At 31.7% G+C, this 21177-nt stretch carries 21 protein-coding genes; 6 read left to right on the forward strand and 15 right to left on the reverse strand.

All coding sequences use genetic code 11. From position 1 onward, the window contains the following. Nucleotides 1-486: 486 nt before the first annotated feature. Nucleotides 487-1170 carry a DUF4294 domain-containing protein gene (locus tag GFJ94_RS01220; RefSeq protein ID WP_153199602.1) on the reverse strand — a complete coding sequence of 228 codons (684 nt, stop codon included), beginning with the start codon at nt 1168-1170 and terminating at the stop codon, nt 487-489. Nucleotides 1171-1280: 110 nt separating this feature from the next. Here GFJ94_RS01220 and GFJ94_RS01225 point away from each other — a divergent pair, with 110 nt between their 5' ends. The 4 genes from GFJ94_RS01225 to GFJ94_RS01240 all read left to right on the forward strand — a co-directional run bounded on the left by GFJ94_RS01225 (nt 1281) and on the right by GFJ94_RS01240 (nt 6447). Continuing rightward, a complete protein-coding gene (locus tag GFJ94_RS01225; RefSeq protein WP_153199604.1) occupies nt 1281-2375 on the forward strand; it encodes a M42 family metallopeptidase in 1095 nt (364 codons plus the stop codon). Nucleotides 2376-2384: 9 nt separating this feature from the next. Beyond that, nucleotides 2385-4310, forward strand: coding sequence for a histidine kinase dimerization/phosphoacceptor domain -containing protein (locus GFJ94_RS01230; protein ID WP_153199606.1), 1926 nt, complete (start codon nt 2385-2387; stop codon nt 4308-4310). A 1-nt stretch (nt 4311) separates the two neighbouring features. Next, complete coding sequence (locus GFJ94_RS01235; protein ID WP_153199608.1) at nt 4312-5010, forward strand: response regulator; 699 nt, start codon at nt 4312-4314, stop codon at nt 5008-5010. A gap of 96 nt (nt 5011-5106) precedes the next feature. Then, entirely contained in the window at nt 5107-6447 is a 1341-nt protein-coding gene (locus tag GFJ94_RS01240; RefSeq protein WP_153199610.1) for a hypothetical protein, read from the forward strand. 167 nt (nt 6448-6614) lie between these two features. Here GFJ94_RS01240 and fabV read toward each other — a convergent pair whose 3' ends face one another. The 8 genes from fabV to GFJ94_RS01280 form a co-directional block, all read right to left on the reverse strand. Continuing rightward, nucleotides 6615-7808 carry an enoyl-ACP reductase FabV gene (gene fabV, locus GFJ94_RS01245; protein WP_153199612.1) on the reverse strand — a complete coding sequence of 398 codons (1194 nt, stop codon included), beginning with the start codon at nt 7806-7808 and terminating at the stop codon, nt 6615-6617. A gap of 64 nt (nt 7809-7872) precedes the next feature. Then, nucleotides 7873-9525 carry a DNA repair protein RecN gene (recN, locus tag GFJ94_RS01250; protein ID WP_153199614.1) on the reverse strand — a complete coding sequence of 551 codons (1653 nt, stop codon included), beginning with the start codon at nt 9523-9525 and terminating at the stop codon, nt 7873-7875. Nucleotides 9526-9553: 28 nt separating this feature from the next. Next, nucleotides 9554-10447 (reverse strand): DUF4835 family protein, encoded by an 894-nt coding sequence (locus GFJ94_RS01255; RefSeq protein WP_153199616.1) that lies wholly within the window; start codon nt 10445-10447, stop codon nt 9554-9556. Beyond that, on the reverse strand, nt 10437-11648 hold the full coding sequence (coaBC, locus tag GFJ94_RS01260; protein ID WP_153199619.1) for a bifunctional phosphopantothenoylcysteine decarboxylase/phosphopantothenate--cysteine ligase CoaBC: 1212 nt from the start codon (nt 11646-11648) through the stop codon (nt 10437-10439). Before coaBC ends, GFJ94_RS01255 begins: the two co-directional genes overlap by 11 nt. Before the next feature lie 6 nt (nt 11649-11654). Beyond that, the gene (locus GFJ94_RS01265) at nt 11655-11969 is read right to left on the reverse strand and encodes a DNA-directed RNA polymerase subunit omega (RefSeq protein WP_026726592.1); all 315 of its coding nucleotides are present in this window, start codon (nt 11967-11969) and stop codon (nt 11655-11657) included. Nucleotides 11970-11978: 9 nt separating this feature from the next. After that, nucleotides 11979-12785 carry an outer membrane protein assembly factor BamD gene (locus GFJ94_RS01270; RefSeq protein ID WP_153199620.1) on the reverse strand — a complete coding sequence of 269 codons (807 nt, stop codon included), beginning with the start codon at nt 12783-12785 and terminating at the stop codon, nt 11979-11981. A 97-nt stretch (nt 12786-12882) separates the two neighbouring features. Continuing rightward, complete coding sequence (dapA, locus tag GFJ94_RS01275) at nt 12883-13761, reverse strand: 4-hydroxy-tetrahydrodipicolinate synthase (protein ID WP_153199623.1); 879 nt, start codon at nt 13759-13761, stop codon at nt 12883-12885. A gap of 2 nt (nt 13762-13763) precedes the next feature. Next, nucleotides 13764-14282, reverse strand: coding sequence for a hypothetical protein (locus tag GFJ94_RS01280; protein WP_153199624.1), 519 nt, complete (start codon nt 14280-14282; stop codon nt 13764-13766). A 46-nt stretch (nt 14283-14328) separates the two neighbouring features. Here GFJ94_RS01280 and GFJ94_RS01285 point away from each other — a divergent pair, with 46 nt between their 5' ends. Both GFJ94_RS01285 and GFJ94_RS01290 read left to right on the forward strand, forming a co-directional pair. Then, nucleotides 14329-15117, forward strand: coding sequence for a 5'-nucleotidase C-terminal domain-containing protein (locus GFJ94_RS01285; RefSeq protein ID WP_153199626.1), 789 nt, complete (start codon nt 14329-14331; stop codon nt 15115-15117). A 9-nt stretch (nt 15118-15126) separates the two neighbouring features. Then, the gene (locus GFJ94_RS01290) at nt 15127-16041 is read left to right on the forward strand and encodes a bifunctional UDP-sugar hydrolase/5'-nucleotidase (RefSeq protein WP_153199628.1); all 915 of its coding nucleotides are present in this window, start codon (nt 15127-15129) and stop codon (nt 16039-16041) included. On the opposite strand, the gene GFJ94_RS01295 is transcribed toward GFJ94_RS01290, so the two are convergent. From GFJ94_RS01295 to rpsF, 6 genes are all read right to left on the reverse strand, one after another. Continuing rightward, a complete protein-coding gene (locus GFJ94_RS01295; protein WP_153199630.1) occupies nt 16042-16755 on the reverse strand; it encodes a hypothetical protein in 714 nt (237 codons plus the stop codon). Nucleotides 16756-17432: 677 nt separating this feature from the next. Continuing rightward, complete coding sequence (gene ligA, locus GFJ94_RS01300) at nt 17433-19424, reverse strand: NAD-dependent DNA ligase LigA (RefSeq protein ID WP_153199632.1); 1992 nt, start codon at nt 19422-19424, stop codon at nt 17433-17435. 2 nt (nt 19425-19426) lie between these two features. After that, nucleotides 19427-19900 (reverse strand): DUF6495 family protein, encoded by a 474-nt coding sequence (locus GFJ94_RS01305; RefSeq protein WP_153199634.1) that lies wholly within the window; start codon nt 19898-19900, stop codon nt 19427-19429. Nucleotides 19901-19973: 73 nt separating this feature from the next. Continuing rightward, nucleotides 19974-20417 carry a 50S ribosomal protein L9 gene (gene rplI / locus GFJ94_RS01310; protein ID WP_153199636.1) on the reverse strand — a complete coding sequence of 148 codons (444 nt, stop codon included), beginning with the start codon at nt 20415-20417 and terminating at the stop codon, nt 19974-19976. A 63-nt stretch (nt 20418-20480) separates the two neighbouring features. After that, nucleotides 20481-20777, reverse strand: coding sequence for a 30S ribosomal protein S18 (gene rpsR / locus GFJ94_RS01315; RefSeq protein WP_008253655.1), 297 nt, complete (start codon nt 20775-20777; stop codon nt 20481-20483). A 2-nt stretch (nt 20778-20779) separates the two neighbouring features. Further along, nucleotides 20780-21121, reverse strand: a complete 342-nt coding sequence (gene rpsF / locus GFJ94_RS01320) for a 30S ribosomal protein S6 (protein ID WP_008253663.1) — start codon at nt 21119-21121, stop codon at nt 20780-20782. Nucleotides 21122-21177 lie beyond the last annotated feature (56 nt).

Raw genomic sequence — 21177 nt, forward strand, 5'->3', positions numbered from 1 at the left:
TTTTTTTAAAGTTTAACCACTAAGGACACAAGGAAAGTACTAAGCACACAAAAGGGGATTGTTTGAATGGTGAATAACGATTAACGAATATTGAATAGTGAAGTTTTTAAATACTGTGGCTACATCCCCCTAACCCCTTCGAAGAGGGAATTTCTTCTACAGAAGTATTGGTTTATTTTGAATGGAGAAGATTAATACTATATATAGAATGGTTTCAGGTTTCAGGTTGTGAGCTTAACTGCGTTAAGCTACAGCCTGCTGCGCAGGAGATTTAGCTTCGCTGAACTGACGTTTCTATTCTGCGGAATGACAATTGCTCGCGGCGCGAGGAAGGATTGCTCGCTTTGCGAGCTAATGAGATAGTTATCTGGAATGCAAAACGTCTTGTATAGCCCCGATGGGAACGGCATCCCACGCCTTAGCGTGAATATAGTGGACAGCGGGACCAGGAGTTTTATGGAATGCGGAACGCGTGCTTATAAAAAATTACTTGTTAGCCTCTGCAGTGGATTTGGTTTTGATTTTGTTGATCCAGTGGTTGTTCAACTTATCGAAGTCGATAGGTTTTGCTGGTTCTTGCTTGGTTAATTGCTTTTGATTGAAGGCCGCATTTAAGATTCCTTCAATTTGGTAATCTTCTTTTACGTCGTAAGGTTTGTATTGGGTTTTTAAATTGATGTCGAATAAATAAGCGGTGGAGTTTGCCCAAAAGGCTTTCCAACTGCTTTTGTATTCTTTAATTAAATCGAAAGTGGTACTTCCGGTTTGGCGGTAAATTAGTTTGACTAGGATTTGACCGTCTTTACGAGATAGCTTTTTTAAACGTGGTTCGAATTCTTCCTCTAAATACTTTTCTACGATTTTAAAGTATTTCTTTTTTTCGCGATTGGTTTTTAGTTTTGCCATCGTAGCGTTTAGCTGCGTTAATTTATCTGCCGTAATTTTTGCATACGGATACACTTTAAAGATTCTTCTCTTTAATATTAACTTGGCTTTTTTATCTTCATCCATAGAATAGACATTGTCTGGAGTGAAAATAATTTCCTTTAATTCGATAGAATATATAATAGACGAATCCTGTTGCGTCATTTTTAACGTATCGGTTTCGGTTTGAGCAAAAGATAAAGTAGTTATGAATAGCACGAAACTAATTAAAATTAACTTATACATGGTGTTTGTTTTTATACTTTTTAACTCATAGCAAAAAGCAAACCAAATTTATTGAAATTATATGAAACTCTAATTACTTATTTATATTTTAGCAAAAAATTATAGTTACTATGAGTACAAAATCGATATTAAAGAAGTCGTCGATGACTTTTTTGGAAAATTATTTGAATAATGCTTCTCCAACAGGATACGAATCGGAAGGGCAAAAACTTTGGATGGACTATTTAAAACCATATGTTGATACCTTTATTACCGATACCTACGGAAGTGCTGTGGGCGTTATTAATCCGGATGCGCCTTATAAAGTAGTTATTGAAGGTCATGCGGATGAAATTTCGTGGTATGTGAATTACATTACCGATGACGGATTAATCTACGTAATTAGAAACGGAGGTTCGGATCATCAGATTGCGCCATCGAAGCGTGTGAACATTCATACTAAGAAAGGTATTGTTCGTGGTGTTTTTGGTTGGCCAGCGATTCACACACGTGGAAGAAACGGAAAAGCAGAAGAAACCGCAAAAATTGAAAACATCTTTATCGATTGTGGTTGCTCTACGAAAGCTGAAGTAGAAGCTTTAGGCGTTCATGTAGGCTGTGTAATTACCTACCCTGATACTTTTGAGATTTTAAACAACGATAAATTTGTGTGTAGAGCCATTGATAACCGCATGGGTGGTTTTATGATTGCCGAAGTAGCGCGTTTATTAAAGGAGAACAAAAAGAAATTGCCTTTTGGATTGTACATCGTAAACTCGGTGCAGGAGGAAATTGGTTTGCGTGGTGCCGAAATGATTACCCAAAGCATTAAACCCAACGTTGCCATCGTAACCGATGTTTGCCACGACACGACTACGCCTATGATTGATAAAAAAATTGAAGGCGATTTAAAAATGGGACGCGGACCGGTTATTGCTTACGCTCCTGCGACACAAAACGTTTTACGTGAAATGATTGTTGACACAGCTGTAGCAAACAAAATACCTTTTCAACGCCATGCAACTTCTCGCGTTACCGGAACCGACACCGATGCTTTTGCGTACAGCAATGGCGGAGTTGCCTCGGCTTTGATTTCGTTACCGTTGCGTTACATGCATACCACCGTAGAAATGGTACACCGCGACGACGTAGAAAATGTAATTAAATTGATTTACGAAACACTATTGAAAATTGAGAATAACGAAACGTTTTCTTACTTTAAATAATTTATCATTATGCATAAACTAACCTTTTCTGTTTTAGTTTCATTGTTTTTATTTGTTCAGGTTTTTGCTAGCGATACCATAACAAGAGCATTCAAAAGTAAAAACGAAACAGAAAAGGTTTCTTATTTTAGAAATCTTAATTATGAAGCTAAAAGAGAACACCTGGCTTTTTTTAAAAGTTCGTTTGAAAATCTGATTGAAGAAAACACAAAGGCAAAAGAAAGAAACAAAGGTTTTTTATTTTGTTTAGCTTTAATAGAACAATTAAAAAAAAACAACATTGGTGCTATTTTAAATTTTAAAGCCTTACTTGAAGATGAAAAATACAATTTAACCAAAAGAGAACGCATTGATATTTATGTAGCCATGCAAGAATCGTATTTAAAGTTGAATTTGTATTCAAAAGTTTTTGATTGCAACAATCAAATCAATAGTCTTATAAAACATGGCGAAGATTATCCTTTATGGAGCTACAATATTCAAAGTAGATTGTATTTACAATTGCAACAATACTACAAAGCCATTCCACAATTAAAAAAAGAAATTTCCTTTTTACTCCAAAACAAAAAACGCGACTCTTTAATTATTCCATCTGCTTATAACGATTTAGGTTATTATTATTCGTTAGTAGATAAAAATGACTCTGCAATTTATTTTTTTAATCGATCGTTACAATTAACGAAGAAAAACAAAAAACACATTGATCCTGTGAGTTATACCAACCTATTAATTAATACGCAAGAAAATATTGCAAACGCCTATTTGCATCAAAAAGAATTTGACAAAGCCATCAATAAAATTATTGCTATTGATAATTTAAACCCTATAGATTTCAAAAATTCAACCTATTTAAGCAGACAAATTATGCTTGCCAATGCTTATTTAGGTAAAAACGATTATAAAAAAACAACTGAATTAATCTCTAAAATTGATTCGTATTGTTGCATGAACAATATATCATTAAAACTACTTTTTTTAAATTTAAAACATGCCTTTTACAAAAAAACAGGTAATTCTGATTTAGCTTATGACAATCTTTACCTTATCAAAAAAACAAACGATTCCATTTCTAATGTTCAGCAACAAAAACTTTTAAAAAGCACCGAACTTAACTATGTAATTGAACAAAGTGAAAGAGAAGTTCTTGAAAAGAATAAAATTATTAAGGAAAAAGAAAATACCCTTTTTACCACAATTATTGGCGCATTATCAATTTTATTAATCCTAAGTTTTCTTTTTGTTCGCATCAACAGAAAGAAGCGTTTTAAAATTGAAAAAATGAATTTGTCTATTGCACAAAAGAATACCCAAATTGAAGCCTCTTTAAAAGAGAAAGAAATTCTACTGAAAGAAATCCATCATCGAGTTAAAAACAACTTGCAAATTATTTCGGGAATTTTAGACATTCAAAACTTTAATATTAAAGATCCCGAAATTAAAACCATTATAAACGAAGGGCAAAACCGAATACAGTCAATTGCATTGTTACACAAAACCATGTATCAAAACAAAAACTTCAATGCGGTAAATTTTGATAAATACCTTGCCGAATTAATCTCGCACAGCAAGCAAGCCAACTACTCCTTAAAAAAACAAATTGAAATTGATTTCACAACCGACGATATTCAACTTGAAATTGACACCGCTGTTCCGCTTGGATTAATTCTAAACGAACTAATCAACAACGCCTACAAACATGCGTTCAGAGAAAAACAATCGGGTAATATTACCATTTCATTAAAAGAAATAGAAAATAAAAGTTACCAACTTATATTTAATGACAACGGAAATGGTTTTGCTTCCGAATTTGATGTTACCAAAGTGAATTCAGTAGGCTACGAATTAATAAATGGTCTTACGAAACAATTAAAAGGAAAACTAACCACACATAATGAAAAAGGTGCCGTAATCGTAATTAATTTCAACACCAATTAAAATGGAAACACCAATACAAATTCTTATAGTAGAAGACGAATTTATAACCCAAAGAACCATTGCCAATCAGCTAAAAGAAATAGGTTATGAAATTGCCGGACTTGCCATGAGCAGTGAAGAAGCCATTGAAGTTTTAAATTCTAAAAAAGTAAACTTTGCCATTTTAGACATTAATATTCAAGGCGAAAACGACGGAATTTGGCTTGCCAATTTTATTAAAGAAAAACACAACATTCCTTTTATTTACCTAACCGCTTATGCAGATGATGACACGATAAAACGTGCAATCTCCACTGAACCTTTTAGCTACTTGGTAAAACCGTTTCAAAAACACGATTTATTAACCGCAATCGAAATTAGTATTTTAAATTTCAACAGGTTACATCCTAAAAAAGAAGCTTCCATTTTATTAAAACACAACGAAATCTTTAAAAAAATTAGCATTGCCAATATCATTTACATTGAAAGCGACAAAAACTATCTAAAACTGTTTTGTGAAGACGAAGTATACCGCTATCGTTCAACCATTAGCGATTTTATGAAATTGTTGCCCAATTATTTTTACCAAACGCACAAAGGCTTCATTGTGAATTCCAATTTCATTACCGGTTTCAACCATTCGTTTGTAGAAATCAACGAAATTCAAATCCCAATATCCAAAACATATAAAGACAAAATATTGCAACTATTAGAGAATTAAAATAATTTATCCCTAAAAACATGCTTTCTTCCCTATAATTTTATAAATATAACATTTTGCCCAACTTTTGTGTTACACAAACAACATTAACACAAAATGAGAAAAATAGTATTTTTGCTTTTATTCCCCTTTATGCTGCAGGCGCAAGTGGGAATTAACACTACTACTCCAGATGCTAGCTCAATGCTTGACATTACTGCAACCAACAAAGGTCTTTTAGTACCAAGAATATCCATTCCTAACCTCAACGCTGCTGCTCCAGTTACTGCTCCTGCAACAAGTTTATTTGTTTACAACACAAACGCTACAACTGGCGTAGGATTTCATTACTGGGACGGAACAAAATGGACTCCTTTTACTAGTGGAATAAGCCATTGGACAAAAGTTGGAAATGATATCTACAACAACAACTCTGAAAATGTAGGTGTAGGAACCATGACTCCAACCACTAAATTTCATATAGAAAATATTGGAACTGCTGGTGTTTTACTCAATCAAACATTTGAGAGCAACACCATAGCGCCACTTACAACCGCCGGTAATTCAAACTGGACAACACAAACTACGCAAGTACAAGCTGGCACCTATGCTGCAAAATCGGGAGCCATTGGTGATAATCAGAGCACACGTATTGAGCATTCGTTAACCGTTCCTGCAGGAGGTGCAACTTTATCTTTTTATTACCGAGTTAGTAGTGAAAGTGGTTATGATTATTTCCGTTTTTATATCGATGGTGTGCAACAAAACCAATGGTCAGGAAATGTAGGTTGGACTCAATTAACCATTCCTTTAGCCGCAGGAGCACGAACATTGCGATGGCAATACAGCAAAGACGGCTCTAGTATTAGTGGCGACGATGCCGCATATTTAGACAATATTATTATTAGCACCGCAGCTCCGGCAGCATTACGAATTGTAGATGGAAACCAAGCCGTTGGTAAAGTATTAACATCAGACGCAAACGGAAATGCCTCATGGCAACAAATAACCAACAGCAGCATTGGCGACATACCGTTAATGGCATCTATTAATGGTCTTGAAATTCCAATATGTAATGATGTAACTGTTGGGTCTACAGGAAGTTTTTCTGTTACCGTAAAAGGAGTTCCTACTACAGTTAATTGGGAAGTTCTTGCAAGACAACAAAAAAGTGGTTCGCAATTAGTAAGTGGTAATCAACTTGCCCGAGCTGAAGTTCTTGCTGAAAGATTACAAGTACGTTATGATTTTAGTCCACAACTTCCTTTTAATCCTAATGGATTTATTTTTAGTGCGAACAATAATAGTGGACATCCTGATGTATTTGCCTTGAACTATGCAAACAAATCGCAATCTTCTGTAACCATTAATATTGCCCGATTAGATCGATTTGCAGATCAATCAGGAGCGCAATGTTGGCAGGGTCAATTTTACTTTGATGCTTTTATTACTAATTAAAAAAATCTGTTTACTTAAATTAATAAAAAAATTGAATTTTATTTTAAAATAATGTAAATAACTACCATAGACATATTATTAATTTCATTAGTCTATACAACAATTTTTTTTTAAAATATCACTAGTCCTAAAAAATGTTACTCATTTTTTGGGACTAGTGATAAAAATTATTTATTAATACTTGGCACCATCAACATTTCATTTGTATCTGCTTGGTAATCTACACCATCAAATCCAAAACCAAATAAATTTAAGAAATCTTGTTTATATCCAGCTAAATCACCTAATTCTACAAGAGTTTCTGTAGTAGATTCAACCCAAAGTTTTGCAATTTTTTCTTGAACATCAGTTCTCATTTCCCAATCATCAATTCGGATTCTTCCTTTTTCGTCTGTTGGAACTGCATTATCTGTATACAATCTTTCAGCAAATAAACGTTGGATTTGCTCAATACAACCTTCATGAATTCCTTCGGCTTTCATAATTTTGTATAACAATGAAATATATAATGGAATTACTGGGATTGCCGAACTAGCTTGAGTAACTAACGCTTTATTTACAGAAACATAACCTTTTCCGTTAATGTCTTTTAACTTCTCTGTAATTTCGAAAGCTGTAGCTTCTAAATGATCTTTTGCTCTTCCGATTGTTCCTTTTCTGTAAACCGCTTCGGTAACTTCTGGCCCAATATAAGAATAGGCAATTGTAGTTGCTCCTTCTGCTAATACTCCCGCATTTTTCATTTCATCTATCCACATTGCCCAATCTTCTCCACCCATAACCACAACAGTTTTATCAATATCTTCTTGATTAGCTGGTTCAATCGAAACTTGAGTTACATTTCCAGTATGAAAATCTACTGTTTTATTGGTAAAAGTATTTCCTATTGGTTTTAAAGTAGATCGGTGTAAAACACCAGTAACTGGATGTTGACGAACAGGAGATGCCAAACTGTAAATAATTAAATCTACCTGACCTAGATCAGCTTTAATCATATCAATTGTTTGTTGCTTTACTTCATTAGAAAACGCATCGCCATTTATACTTTTTGCATATAATCCTGCTTTTTGAGCTTCAACTTCAAAAGCTGCTGAATTGTACCAACCTGGAGAAGCTGTTTTACCTTCTGAAGGTTCTTTTTCAAAAAACACACCAATAGTAGCTGCATCAGAACCAAAAGCACTTGTAATTCTTGAAGCTAAACCAAATCCAGTAGAAGCACCAATAACTAATACTCTTTTAGGTCCGTTTATTTTTCCTTTAGATTTTACATATTCGATTTGATTTTTTACATTTTGTTCGCAACCTTTTGGATGAGCAGTCAAACAAATAAATCCTCGCATTCTTGGTTCTATAATCATGATGTTCTATTTTTATAATTGGTTTGTTGTCGTTTAAAATTAGAAGCAAAAGTACTTTAAAAAATTAATTCAGCAAAGCTTTTGCATGTTGTAAAGCTGAATCGGTGATATCTTTTCCTGATAACATTTCGGCTATTTGTTGGATTCTTTCTTCCTGGCTCAACAGATTTAATTCTGAAATTGTAGTTTCGCCAACATTCCGTTTCGAAACTTTATAATGCGAATTTCCTTTAGCAGCAATTTGAGGTAAATGAGTAATGGCGAACACTTGCATTGTGGTACTCATTTCTTTCATGATTTCACCCATCTTAATAGCAATTTCTCCTGAAACTCCTGTATCAATTTCGTCAAAAATGATAGTTGGAAGTTTAGAATAATTAGCTAATATAGCTTTTATTGCTAAAATGATGCGCGACATTTCTCCGCCTGAAGCTACTTTCTTTAATAATCCGAAACTAGTTCCTTTGTTTGCTGAAAATAACAAAACCACTTCGTCTTTTCCTTTTGGATAATAAGAATTGGTATGATTAATTTCAATTTGAAAATTAGCTTCAACCATTCCTAGTTGAGATAAAATTGCTTTGATTTTTTCAATTAAAATTGGAGCCGTTTTTTTTCTGTTTTCGAAAATTGATTTCGCTATTTCGTCAACTTTAGTTTGTTTTGAATTTAATTCGGATTGTAATTTATTGATGGCTCCATCTAAATCATCAACACGAACAACCTTTGCATCTAATTCGTTTTGGATTATTAGTAATTCTGCAATGGTTTGTACTTGGTGTTTTTTCTGTAAATTATAAATGGTTTGCAGTTTGGTGTTTACCAATTCTAATCGCTCAGGATCAGCTAAAATCTTTTCATTGTTTTGCTCACATTCCGAAATAATATCTTCAATCTCAAGTAAACTGCTTGTCAAACGTTCTAATAATTGTGCATTTTTATTTGAAAAAGCAGCAATTTTTTGAAGTGAAATTTTAATTTCTTTAATATTGACTAACGCGCCAACTTGTTCTTCATTGGCAATAGCTAAAACTCGTTCGAAATTTTCTTTTATGAATTCAACATTACTTAGTTGCTCTAATTCTTGCTCTAACTCTTCTTGCTCGCCACCAACTAAATTGGCTGCTAAAAGTTCGTTCAATAAATACGAATTATACTCGTATTCTTTCACCAAAGCTTCTTTTTCCGAAACTAATTGTTTCAACTCTTTTTGAGTCGATTTGAAATAAGTTAATGCGTTCGTATATGAAGTTACTAATTCTCCGTTTTTAGCAACGGCATCTAAAATATCAATTTGGTAATTTTCTTCGGTAAGTTCGCGTGTTTGATGCTGGGAATGAATATCTAACAACATTGCACCTAACTCTTGTAACTCCTGAAGATTCAAGGGACTATCGTTTACAAAAGCACGCGATTTTCCAGAAGGTAAAATTTCTCTTCTAATAATGGTTTTATCTTCATAATCCATATCATTATCCTCAAAAAAAAACTGAAGATTATAATTAGAAATGGCAAATTGTGCTTCAATAATGCATTTTTGCTCTTTATCTTTTAGCGAAGTCAAATCAGCTCTATTCCCTAAAACCAACCCCAAAGCGCCTAAAAGTATCGATTTTCCTGCTCCAGTTTCTCCTGTAATAACAGAAAAATGGTTTGAAAAATCAGTTTCAAGGGACTCGATTAACGCATAATTTTTTATAGTAAGTGAAAGTAACATAAGTTATATATTCATTAGATAAATTGAACTATCTTATTTTATTCCACTTTTGAGAATTAAGAGGAGAAATTCTATTTAAAGTTTCTACTAATTTTACAACATCATTTTGTGAACCCCCTGAAAAAACAGCTACTATTTCATCGCCTTTAGCGTCAAAAAATGTTCTTGCTAATAAAGAATTTGGACGTGTTTTATGAATTTCAGCTAAAGTTTCGATAGATTTTGTAATATTTATTTTTCCTTCTTTAATTTCGCTATTCATTATATCTAAACCTAACCTATGATATTCGTAAATGCTTTTTCTAAAAGGTGCAAAAGTTGAAGATAAAATGTCTGAAATTAAAAAATTACGGTTATTGTTATTCGCTTCTGATTGTGACCAACCTTTAAAACCGCTACTTTGTGAAACATTAACAATATTTGCAGCAGTTTCTAAATACTTTGTTCCTCCATTTAGTGCAAAAGAATCCATATCCATCCCAATAATTAAATTTGCATAAAATGCTAAAACGGATACTAAATTAGAACTAAATGCATTGGGATCATAAACCATAGTTTCAAACTCTATAAATCGAAAAGAAAAATTCTTATCACTTATATTTAAAATAGGAGAAAATAAAGTGGAATTGTATATGGGTCTAGAAGATTGAATTTGTAATGTTGCGTCAAAAACATTAGAACCATATGAAGTTACATTAATAAAAAAATTACAATCAACTTTTTCTACATCAGAATATTCGCTATTTGTCCATTTAGTGGTATTTAAAAACTCTTTAACCTGGGTTTCTAGGTTTTTAAAAAGTTGTGGATTTCCATTTGCAACTTGCTGAAAATTAACCGTAACTGTTGCATTAAGTTCTTGCGAAAATACATTAACAAATGAATAAAGGAATATAAAAATTATCAATATTTTACGCATCATAAAACTGTATTACTTTATTAATAATATCTTGAGCAACTACTTCTTTTGACTTTAATTCTTTAGGTTCAATTATAAAATCTTTTGAAATAAAAGTTACTTTATTTGTTGGTTTACCAAATCCAGCACCTTCATCATTTAAAGAATTTAAAACTATCAAATCTAAGTTTTTTTTCTGGATTTTTTTCTTTGCATGCTCAATTTCATTTTCAGTTTCCAAAGCAAATCCTATTAAGAACTGATTTTTCTTTTGTTCACCAAAAGATGCTAAAATATCTTTTGTCTTTTCAAGCTCTATTGAGAACGCAGAATCATCCTTTTTTATTTTCTGGTCTGCTACATTTTTTGGACGATAATCTGCAACAGCAGCTGCGGCAATAGCTACATCAACGTTTTCGTAATATTTATGACAAGCGTCATACATATCTTGTGCAGAAGTCACCCGAATCAATTTAACAGAAGCGTTTTGCACACTCAAATGAGATGGTCCTGAAACCAAAATAACTTCTGCTCCTTTATTTGCAGCTTCATTAGCAATATCAAATCCCATTTTTCCTGAAGAATGATTTCCTATAAAACGAACTGGATCTATCGCTTCGTATGTAGGTCCTGCAGTAATTAATATTTTTTTGCCTTTTAGAGGTAATTTATCTAATAAGTCATTTTCTAAGAAAGTGATAATGTTTTCAGGTTCTGCCATTCTTCCTTCTCCTGATAAACCGCTGGCTAATTCTCCACTTTCGGCAGGAATTATGATATTCCCAAAAGTTTTTAATTTATGAAAACCATCTAAAGTAGAAGGATGCTTATACATATCCAAATCCATTGCAGGAGCAAAATAAACGGGACATTTAGCTGAAAGGTAGGTAGCAATTAATAAATTATCGCAATTTCCATTTGCCATTTTAGAAAGGGTATTGGCAGTAGCTGGAGCAATTAGCATTAAATCAGCCCATAAACCTAGTTCTACGTGATTATTCCATTCACCTGTTGCTTCTTCTTCATTGTAGAAAGTAGAATAAACAGGGTTTTTAGAAAGTGTAGCTAAAGTTAGTGGCGTAACAAAATGCAAAGAAGCAGGCGACATTACAACTTGTACTTGTGCGCCTGCTTTTATGAATAGTCTAACCAAGTTGGCTGTTTTATAAGCAGCTATACCACCAGATACGCCTAGCAAGATTTTTTTACCGCTTAAAACAGACATATTGAATTATTTAGCTTCTCTGTAATAGATTTTACCTTCTTCCCACTCTTGTACTGCTAAAGCATGTGGTTTAGGTAATTTTTCATAGAATTTTGAAACTTCAATTTGTTCTTTGTTTTCAAAAACTTCTTCTAAACTATCGTTATATGTTGCAAACTCTTCTAATTTTTCAATCAATTCTTTTTTAATTTCAGTATTGATTTGATTAGCGCGTTTAGCCATGATAGTAATCGCTTCATAAATGTTTCCAGTAGGCTCTTCTAATTTACTTTTATTATAAGTAATAGTGTTTACAGGAGCATTTGTTTTTTTTAAATCCATGATTTAATTTTATTTAGAAAATTGTTTTAATTCTTGTTCAATAGATGCTAATAATTTATCAGCTTCTTCTTTATATTTTGTTGTTGGCTTAAATTTAATTAAATTATTATAAGCTATTTTAGCAGAAGCATAACGATCTGCTCTTTTTGCAACAATGCTGTTTTTTGCAAAATTATAGGCAGTATCAAACTTTAAAAACATTGCCTCTTCTTTGTAAGGAGTTCCAGGGTAATCTGAAATAAAATTGTCTAATGCTTTAAGAGCTGCATTATATTCTAAGCGATATTCAGCAATGGTGTGATATTGTTTAGCAATTTCAAAAGCTTTTTTTTCTTGTTTTTCTCTTAATTCTTTAACACAAATATTTGCTTTTGGCAAAAATTCTGAATTAGGATAATTATCGATAAACTTTTGCATTTTATCTAACGCTTTATTTGTATCTGTTTGATCTAAACTATATTCGGGAGATAATTTGTAAAAACATTCAGCTGAATAAAATGCTGCTTCTTCACGTTTTTCACTTTTTGGATAACTTGAAACAAAATTTTCCAATTGATAACCTGCTAAATAATATTCTTCAGACTTATACAATGACATTGAATAAAAATAAAACAATCGTTCAGCATTTGGTTTTCCTTTATAAGCCGGAGCTATTTGTTCATATAACCTAATTGCCTTTGCATATTTATTGACTTCGTATTTTTTATTTGCAACTTCTGCTTTAAACGCAACATCATCGGATTTTAATGCCTTTTGATATTCACCGCAAGATATCAATATTGTTGCAATTAAAAGAAAACTAATTATTTTATTCATTTATCTAAATTTAATCTTTTTTAAAATTCAATACACTAGAAGTCTAAAAAATCAACTGCAAATTTAGACATTATTTGTTTACTACAAAAATCTTTTTTTAACTTAATTTTCTAGTAAAATTCTGCAAACGATTAGCTAAATCTTCATTCACACTTACAAGAGGTAATCTAACTGTATTTTCAGACAAACCTAATGTTTTAAAAACTTCTTTAATTCCAGCAGGATTTCCTTGTTCGAAAATCATATCAATGCTATCAGCTAACAAGTAGTGCAACTTATATGCTTCATCTACATTTCTTTGCAATCCTAAACGCACCATTTCAGAGAATTCCTTTGGAAAACCTTCACCTATTACCGAAATCACTCCTGCTCCACCTGCTAAAACCATAGGTAAAGTAATCATATCATCTCCAGAAATGACTAAAAATCCTTCTGGTTTTGTTTGAATTAATTTCATTGCTTGTACAATATCTCCTGCTGCTTCTTTTATAGCTATCACATTTTTAAAATCTGTAGCAATTCTGATAACTGTAGCCGGCAACATATTACTTGCTGTTCTTCCCGGAACATTATATAAAATTACAGGAATTGGAGATGCTTCCGCAACTGCTTTAAAATGTTGGTAAATTCCTTCTTGCGTCGGTTTGTTATAATAAGGCGAAACCGATAAAATAGCTGAGAAATGAGAAAAATCTCTTGTTTTTAATTCTTCAACTACTTTGTGAGTATTATTTCCTCCAACACCTAAAACTAATGGCAATCTTCCTGCATTTGCTTTAATTATTGTATCGATAACCAATTCTTTTTCGTCTTGTGATAAAGTTGCCGATTCTGCAGTAGTTCCCAATACCACCAAGTAATCTACTCCACCATCAATTACATAATCTACAATTCTTTCTAAAGCTTTAACATCAACCGAAAAATCTTTTTTAAATGGCGTAACTAAAGCAACACCCGTACCAATAAATGATTGCATTATTATATTTTATTTAAAATTTTTAAATATTTAAAAAGTTCCAAAACAAATTCATTAAAATTTTCAACTAATGATTTTATTATAACGTGATTAACCCTCTTGTCAACTGTATCAAATCCTACTTTAAACTTAGCTTTTGATTTTGTTGATAAAAGCAATAAAGCACTTTTATTAACATCATAATAATTCACCAGCAAATCAAAAGGTGTTTCTATGAATTCATTAACTTCCTTTTTATTTATTTCTCCTGAAAGTGAAATATTTTTTAACGACAAAAAGGGCTCGTTTATTACTTCCTTCTTCTTGATTTTATCTTTATAAACCAAAACTGAAATTTTACCGGCCTCAATACCTTGTGAAATAATACTTTCGATCAACTGATTTGTTCCCGTAAAATAGCTTTCATCAACTAAAATTCCAACTGTTACTACTTTATCGTTAGAACTCAACAAATTTTTAGTTGCTAATCGTTTAGTAACATTTTTTTTAAGAAAAAAGTTCTTTATAATATTATAAAACATAGTATTTTTACCTATTCGACAAAATTAAAATTTTACCACCTTTGTTATGTTTGTAAATGTAAAAAAGAATACAATATCTTTTCGATTTTTTGTTATATTATTAACATTTAATCTCTTTATATCCTGTAAATCAACTTCTTTCTATCAAACCACCAAAATTGAAGGAAAAAAAATAGGAATTACGAATGAAAAAGGTGAAAACCAAGCAATTACTAATTATGTAAAACCTTACAGTGATAATATCAACAAAGATTTGAATAACGTTTTAGCTTATTGTCCTGAAACACAAGACAAAAGCAAAGGAACTTGGCAATCGAATATCGGAAATTTATTAGCCGAAATTACATTCGAACTTGGTAATCCGGTTTTTCAAAAAAGAGAAGATAAAAAGATTGATGTTTGTTTACTTAATCATGGCGGCATAAGGGCGCTTATTCCTAAAGGAGATGTTACAACGAGAACCGCTTTTGAAGTAATGCCTTTTGAAAATAGTTTAATCGTTGTTGGACTTACCGGAAAAGAAATCAAAACATTAGCCAAATACATTATTAAAGAAAAGAAACCGCATCCTTTATACGGAATGAAAATTTACATCAATAAATCAACCTTTACAGTTAATAAGATTGAAATCAACAATCAACCATTGGATGAAAATCGAATTTATTATGTAGGAACTTCCGATTATTTAGCGAATGGCGGAGACAATATGACGTTTTTTAAAGAAAGTAAAATCAAATTTGATATGGAATATAAGCTTAGAAATATGATGATTGATTATTTCAAAAAAGTAGATACGATTCCGAACATAACCACCGAAAAAATAATTTTAGAATAATACTTAGCTATGAAGAGAAGAGATTTTATCCAAAAAACAGCTGCGAGTTCGGCTTTACTTGGTTTATCAGGAGTGAGTTTAAGTAGTTTTTCTACTATAGACACAAAAAAGATTACCATTTTACATACAAATGATACGCACAGTCATATAGATCCATTTCCGGCTGATCATCCCAAAAATCCAAACATGGGTGGTGCTGCCAGAAGAGCTGCAATTATTGAAAGCATTAGAAAAGAAGAAAAAAATGTACTTTTATTAGATGCTGGTGATATTTTTCAAGGAACTCCTTATTTCAATTATTATGGAGGTGAATTGGAATTTAAATTAATGAGTATGATGCAATACGATTTAGCTACGATGGGAAATCATGATTTTGACAACGGAATTGATGGTTTTTACGCGCAATTACCACATGCGAAATTCGATTTTGTATCCGCTAATTATGACTTTAAAAACACGGTTTTGAATGATATCGTAAAACCTTATAAAATCATCATTAAAGACGGAATAAAGATTGGAATTTTCGGATTAGGAGTTCAATTGGACGGACTTGTTGATAAAAAACTTTACAAAGAAACGGAGTACAACAATCCAATTGATGTGGCACAAGATATGACTCGAATTCTGAAAGAAGATAAAAAATGTGATTTAGTAATTTGTTTGTCTCACTTAGGTTTCAAATACAAAGACGAACCAGAGAAATCAAGCGATATCCTATTGGCTCAAAAGACAAAAAACATCGATTTGATTATTGGTGGTCACACGCATACTTTTTTAGACAAACCCGTAATTGAAAAAAACAGTGAAGGAAAAGAAGTTTTGATTAATCAAGTAGGTTGCTTTGGTATAAATTTAGGCCGAATTGATTTTTATTTAACCAACGATAAATTACATCACAATCAAAAAAAGAATATTATTGTTTAGCTACTTTTCTCTGTGTAATAAATACTTCAGAAGAAAATAGTAGGTTGGTATTTCGATAATACAAGAAATGTAAATAAACAAGTCTTTCTTACTGTAATATTTATTCAATGTTATAAAAACATCCGAAAAGAACAAGCAAAGTATTGTTAATAATAAAAATCGTGATGCAATAGACTTAAATCGCAAAGCATTATAAATACTTAGAATAAATACCATTAAGAACATTATAACATAACCAATAACCACAAAAAACTCTTTAAATTCTATGTTTAAAGTCATGCTGGCAACTTTGTAAAGTATAACCAAAACTAAATACGCAATAATAAAATACTTAAAATTATTTTGTAAAAATTGGTTTCTATTAAAGAGTTTTGAATCGGTTAAAACGTAATTAAATAAAATTGAAATGGCAATTAAATACAAATAAGTTGAAAAAACTTTTAAATCTCTTTCTTCTAGTAAGATTAAATTATCTGCTAAAAAAATAACTAAAAACAAACCTAAATTAAGGTATAATTTTGTAGACTTTGTTATAAAAAAATAAGCAAAAGCTATGCTTGGCACTATAATAGGTTTAAATATCAAGGCAATATCTATGTCATTATAAATTCTAAAGAAAAACAAATAACACAAATATGCTATAAAGTAAACGTATAATACTGCACTTGCTCTTCCATCAATTTCTTTATCAGTTATGAATATTTTGTTTACCATAGAGCTTAAATTTAGTTCTGTAAATAAAATAGCTAATATAACAATAGAACGAAAGCTCTTGCGTGGTAACATTTATCATTTTCAAGGCAAGCAAGTCGGGAAATTTCTTATAAAAAACAAAAAACAAATCCGAAACAATAAAGCATGCTACCATTAATGCTGAAAATAATATTGTTCTGTTAGTGTAATTTAATTGCATTACAAAAACCAGAACCCCCATCAATAATAACGTTATACCATACAACGCATATACATAAAAATCAAAACTACTCTCCTCAATCATCATCATTAACACATTATAAAAGAGATAAACCAAAAGTATAACAACTATATAAAACGAAAATGTATTAAACTTAATTTTTTGTTTTTTTAAATAATAAATTAAATCTTGAATGATAAAATGTAAGATTATAAAATAGGGAAATAAAAGAAAAATAAGTCCCGATATATTAAAATCTTCTCGACTAATTAAATGAAGAATTTCGCCAATAAAAAAAAATAAAACAGATAAGGAAAATAAATAATTTATTTTTCCTCTTATGCTGATATAATAAAAATAGTAAATAGACGGAATGATAATAGGTTTACTAAAAAGTTCTAAATTATCACTACCTAATAACACCGCAATTATGTATAGCACAAATGCAGTAAAATATAGTATTAAAGCCGAATTTACTTTAACCATCTATCATATTTTTAAAATCTGTTTCCGAAATTATAGCAATTTTTAAATGATTCGCTTTTTCTAATTTTGATGGTCCCATATTGTCTCCAGCAATTACATAATCTGTTTTTGATGAAATGGAACTTCCTACTTTTCCACCATTATCCTCGATGGCTTTTTTGAGTTCGTCTCTCGAATAAATTTCAAAAACTCCTGAAACTACAAAAATCTTTCCTTTCAACTTTTCAGAAAGTAAAACATCATCTGCTCCAGATTCTAATTGGACACCAAAACTCTTAAGTCTATCAATAATACGAATATTTTCTTGATTTTCAAAGAATTGAACGACACTCTGTGCAATTTTATCGCCAATCTCATCAACTAAAATCAAATCCATGATACTCGCTTGAGCAATTGCATCAATAGACTTGTAGTGTTTAGCTAACTTTTTTGCCACGGTTTCACCCACATATCGAATTCCTAAAGCATACAAAACACGTTCAAAAGGAATCGTTTTCGATTTTTCAATTCCGTTAATTAAATTCTCAGCCGATTTTTCAGCCATTCTTTCTAACGGAATGATTTGCTCTTTTTTTAGCTCATACAAATCAGCATAATTGGTAACCAAACCTGCGTTGAACAACAAAGCAACCGTCTCACCACCTAAACCATCAATATCCATGGCTTTTCGGGTAATAAAATGCTGAACTCTTCCAATAATTTGTGGCGGACAACCATAGAAATTTGGACAAAAATGATTCGCTTCACCTTCGCTTCTAACCAATTCTGTTTGACATTCTGGACAATGCGTGATGTATTTTGTTGGCTCGGCTTGATTTCCTCTTTGCGCAACAGCAATAATTTTCGGAATAATTTCGCCTCCTTTCTCTACAAAAACTTCATCTCCTATTCTGATATCTAACTTTTCGATTTGGTCAGCATTATGCAATGAAGCACGTTTTACAATCGTTCCCGCCAATTGCACTGGTTCTAAATTAGCAACTGGAGTAATCGCACCTGTACGTCCAACTTGATATGAAATCGAATTTAATTTCGTAGTTACTTGTTCCGCTTTAAATTTATACGCCATCGCCCAACGTGGTGATTTTGCCGTATAACCTAATTCATCTTGATGCTGTAAATTATTGACTTTAATTACCACACCATCGGTTTCATAAGGTAAATCATGACGGTGTTTGTCCCAATAATTGATGTATTCGAAAACTTCGTTTAGATTTTTAGCTAATTTGGATTGCACGGGAACTTTAAAACCCCAATCTCTTGCTTTTTGCAAACCTTCAAATTGGGTTTTAAATGGTAAATTATTTCCAATTACGAAGTACAACAAACAATCTAAAGGACGTTTTGCTACTTCAGCACTGTCTTGTAATTTTAAACTTCCTGAAGCGGTATTTCTAGGATTTGAATAGGGAGTTTCACCAATTTCAATTAATTCTTGATTCATTTTTTCGAATCCGGCAAACGGAAGAATAATTTCTCCTCGAATGTCAAATTTATCAGGAAAATCACCTTTTAAATGAATTGGAACGGCTTTAATGGTTTTGATATTATTCGTAACATCATCGCCTTGAAAACCATCGCCACGCGTTACTGCACGAACTAAACGACCATTTTCATAACTGATACTAATTGATGCACCATCGTATTTTAATTCGCAAGTATATTCTAACGGAACATCACCTAAAACTTTCTGAATTCGGGTTTCCCAATCTTGTAAATCTTCGATTGAATAGGAATTATCCAACGAATACATGCGATATTCGTGCTTTATTGTCTCGAAATTTTTGGTCACCATTCCTCCTACTCTTTGAGTTGGCGAATTTTCATCAAAAAAATCGGGATGTTGCGCTTCTAAATCTTGTAATTGTTTTAGTTTTTGGTCAAATTCAAAATCAGAAATGGTGGGTTTATCCAACACATAATAGTTATAATTATGCTGATTTAATTCGTCTCTTAAATTATTAATAGTATCTAAAACGCTCATATTTACTGATTGATTAAGCTGTCTAATTTGGTAAACAATTCTCCTTTGCTGATGATTCCGCCTTGTTTGATGATTTCAAATAACGATTCATTTCTGTTTTCTGACAAGTCTTTCTTACCTCTTGTAATTTCTACATCATCGGAAAACAAATTTTCGGACAACCAATGAATTCCATCGGCAGAAACAAAATCAATTTGTGGGTTATTGGTTTTAATTACGAAAGAAAAAATCGCATTTTGCATACATTTAAAAAGAAAAATGTAATTTTTAGAAAAATGATCAATGTGCGTTACATTTGTTAGTGCTTTTTCCCAAATCATATCAGAAAAAACATCAATCTCTTGTTCGGCAATGTGTGGTTTATTTTGTTTGATTTCATCCCATTCCTTTTTATCTATCGATTGTGTAGCTAAAAAAGTAATAAATTCGGGATGTAATTCTTCTAATTGCTCTTTGGTTAATCTTGCGTACTTCATGTAGTAATTTTATAAAGTAAAGATAAAAAAAAAGCCCCGATAAAATCGGAGCTAATTTATATTTTAAGAAAAATTATGCTTTTTCACCTACGATTTCGTATGGTAATTCAACGATAACATCTCTGTGTAATCTTACGTTTGCAGTATATTTACCTACACGTTTTACTACACCACTTGTTATAAATTTTCTATCAATTGAGTGACCGTTAGCTTCTAAAGCTTCCACAATGTTAGCGTTAGTAACTGAACCAAACAATTTATCACCACCTGCTTTAGCAGTAATTTTGATATCTAAAGCTTTTAAAGCCTCAGCTAAAGTTTTTGCATCTGCAACGATTTTAGCTTCTTTGTGTGCTTTTTGCTTTAAGTTTTCAGCTAAAACTTTTTTAGCAGAAGGAGTTGCTAAAATAGCAGCACCTTGAGGAATTAAGAAGTTACGTCCGTATCCGTTTTTCACAGTTACTACATCATCTTTAAATCCTAAATTTTGAACGTCTTGTTTTAAGATAAGTTCCATGTTGTTGTCCTTTTAATTAGAAGTTAGCCCGCCAATGGCGAAGCAACAACTATTTGTTAAATATTATTTTAATAAATCGGCCACGTATGGCATTAAAGCTAAGTGACGAGCTCTTTTAACAGCTACAGAAACTTTTCTTTGGTATTTTAATGAAGTACCTGTTAAACGTCTTGGTAAAATTTTACCTTGCTCGTTAACAAATTTCAATAAAAAGTCAGCGTCTTTATAATCGATATATTTAATACCTGATTTTTTGAAACGACAATACTTTTTAGTTTTGTTTGTATCTATGTTTAAAGGCGTTAGATATCTGATATCTCCGTCTTTTTTCCCTTTTGCAGATTGCTCTAATGTAGACATGATTAGTTTGATTTAGCTTTTAATTTAACTCTTCTTCTTTCTGCCCAAGAAATTGCATGTTTGTCTAAAGACACAGTTAAGAAACGCATAACACGCTCGTCACGACGGAATTCAGTTTCAAATGCAATAATAATTTCAGCTGGCGCTTTGAATTCGAATAAGTGGTAAAATCCACTTTTCTTGTGTTGAATTTCGTAAGCTAATTTTTTTAAGCCCCAATCTTCTTTCGATACCATCTCAGACCCTTTAGAAGTAAGAAAATCTTCAAACTTGCTTACTGTTTCCTTTACCTGTTGTTCAGATAAAACGGGATTCAAGATGAAAACAGTTTCATAATGATTCATAATCTTTATATTTATTGTTATAAAATTGGGTGCAAAAATAATACTTTTATTTGAAA

The sequence above is a fragment of the Flavobacterium sp. LMO8 genome (assembly GCF_009495755.1).
Taxonomy (GTDB): domain Bacteria; phylum Bacteroidota; class Bacteroidia; order Flavobacteriales; family Flavobacteriaceae; genus Flavobacterium.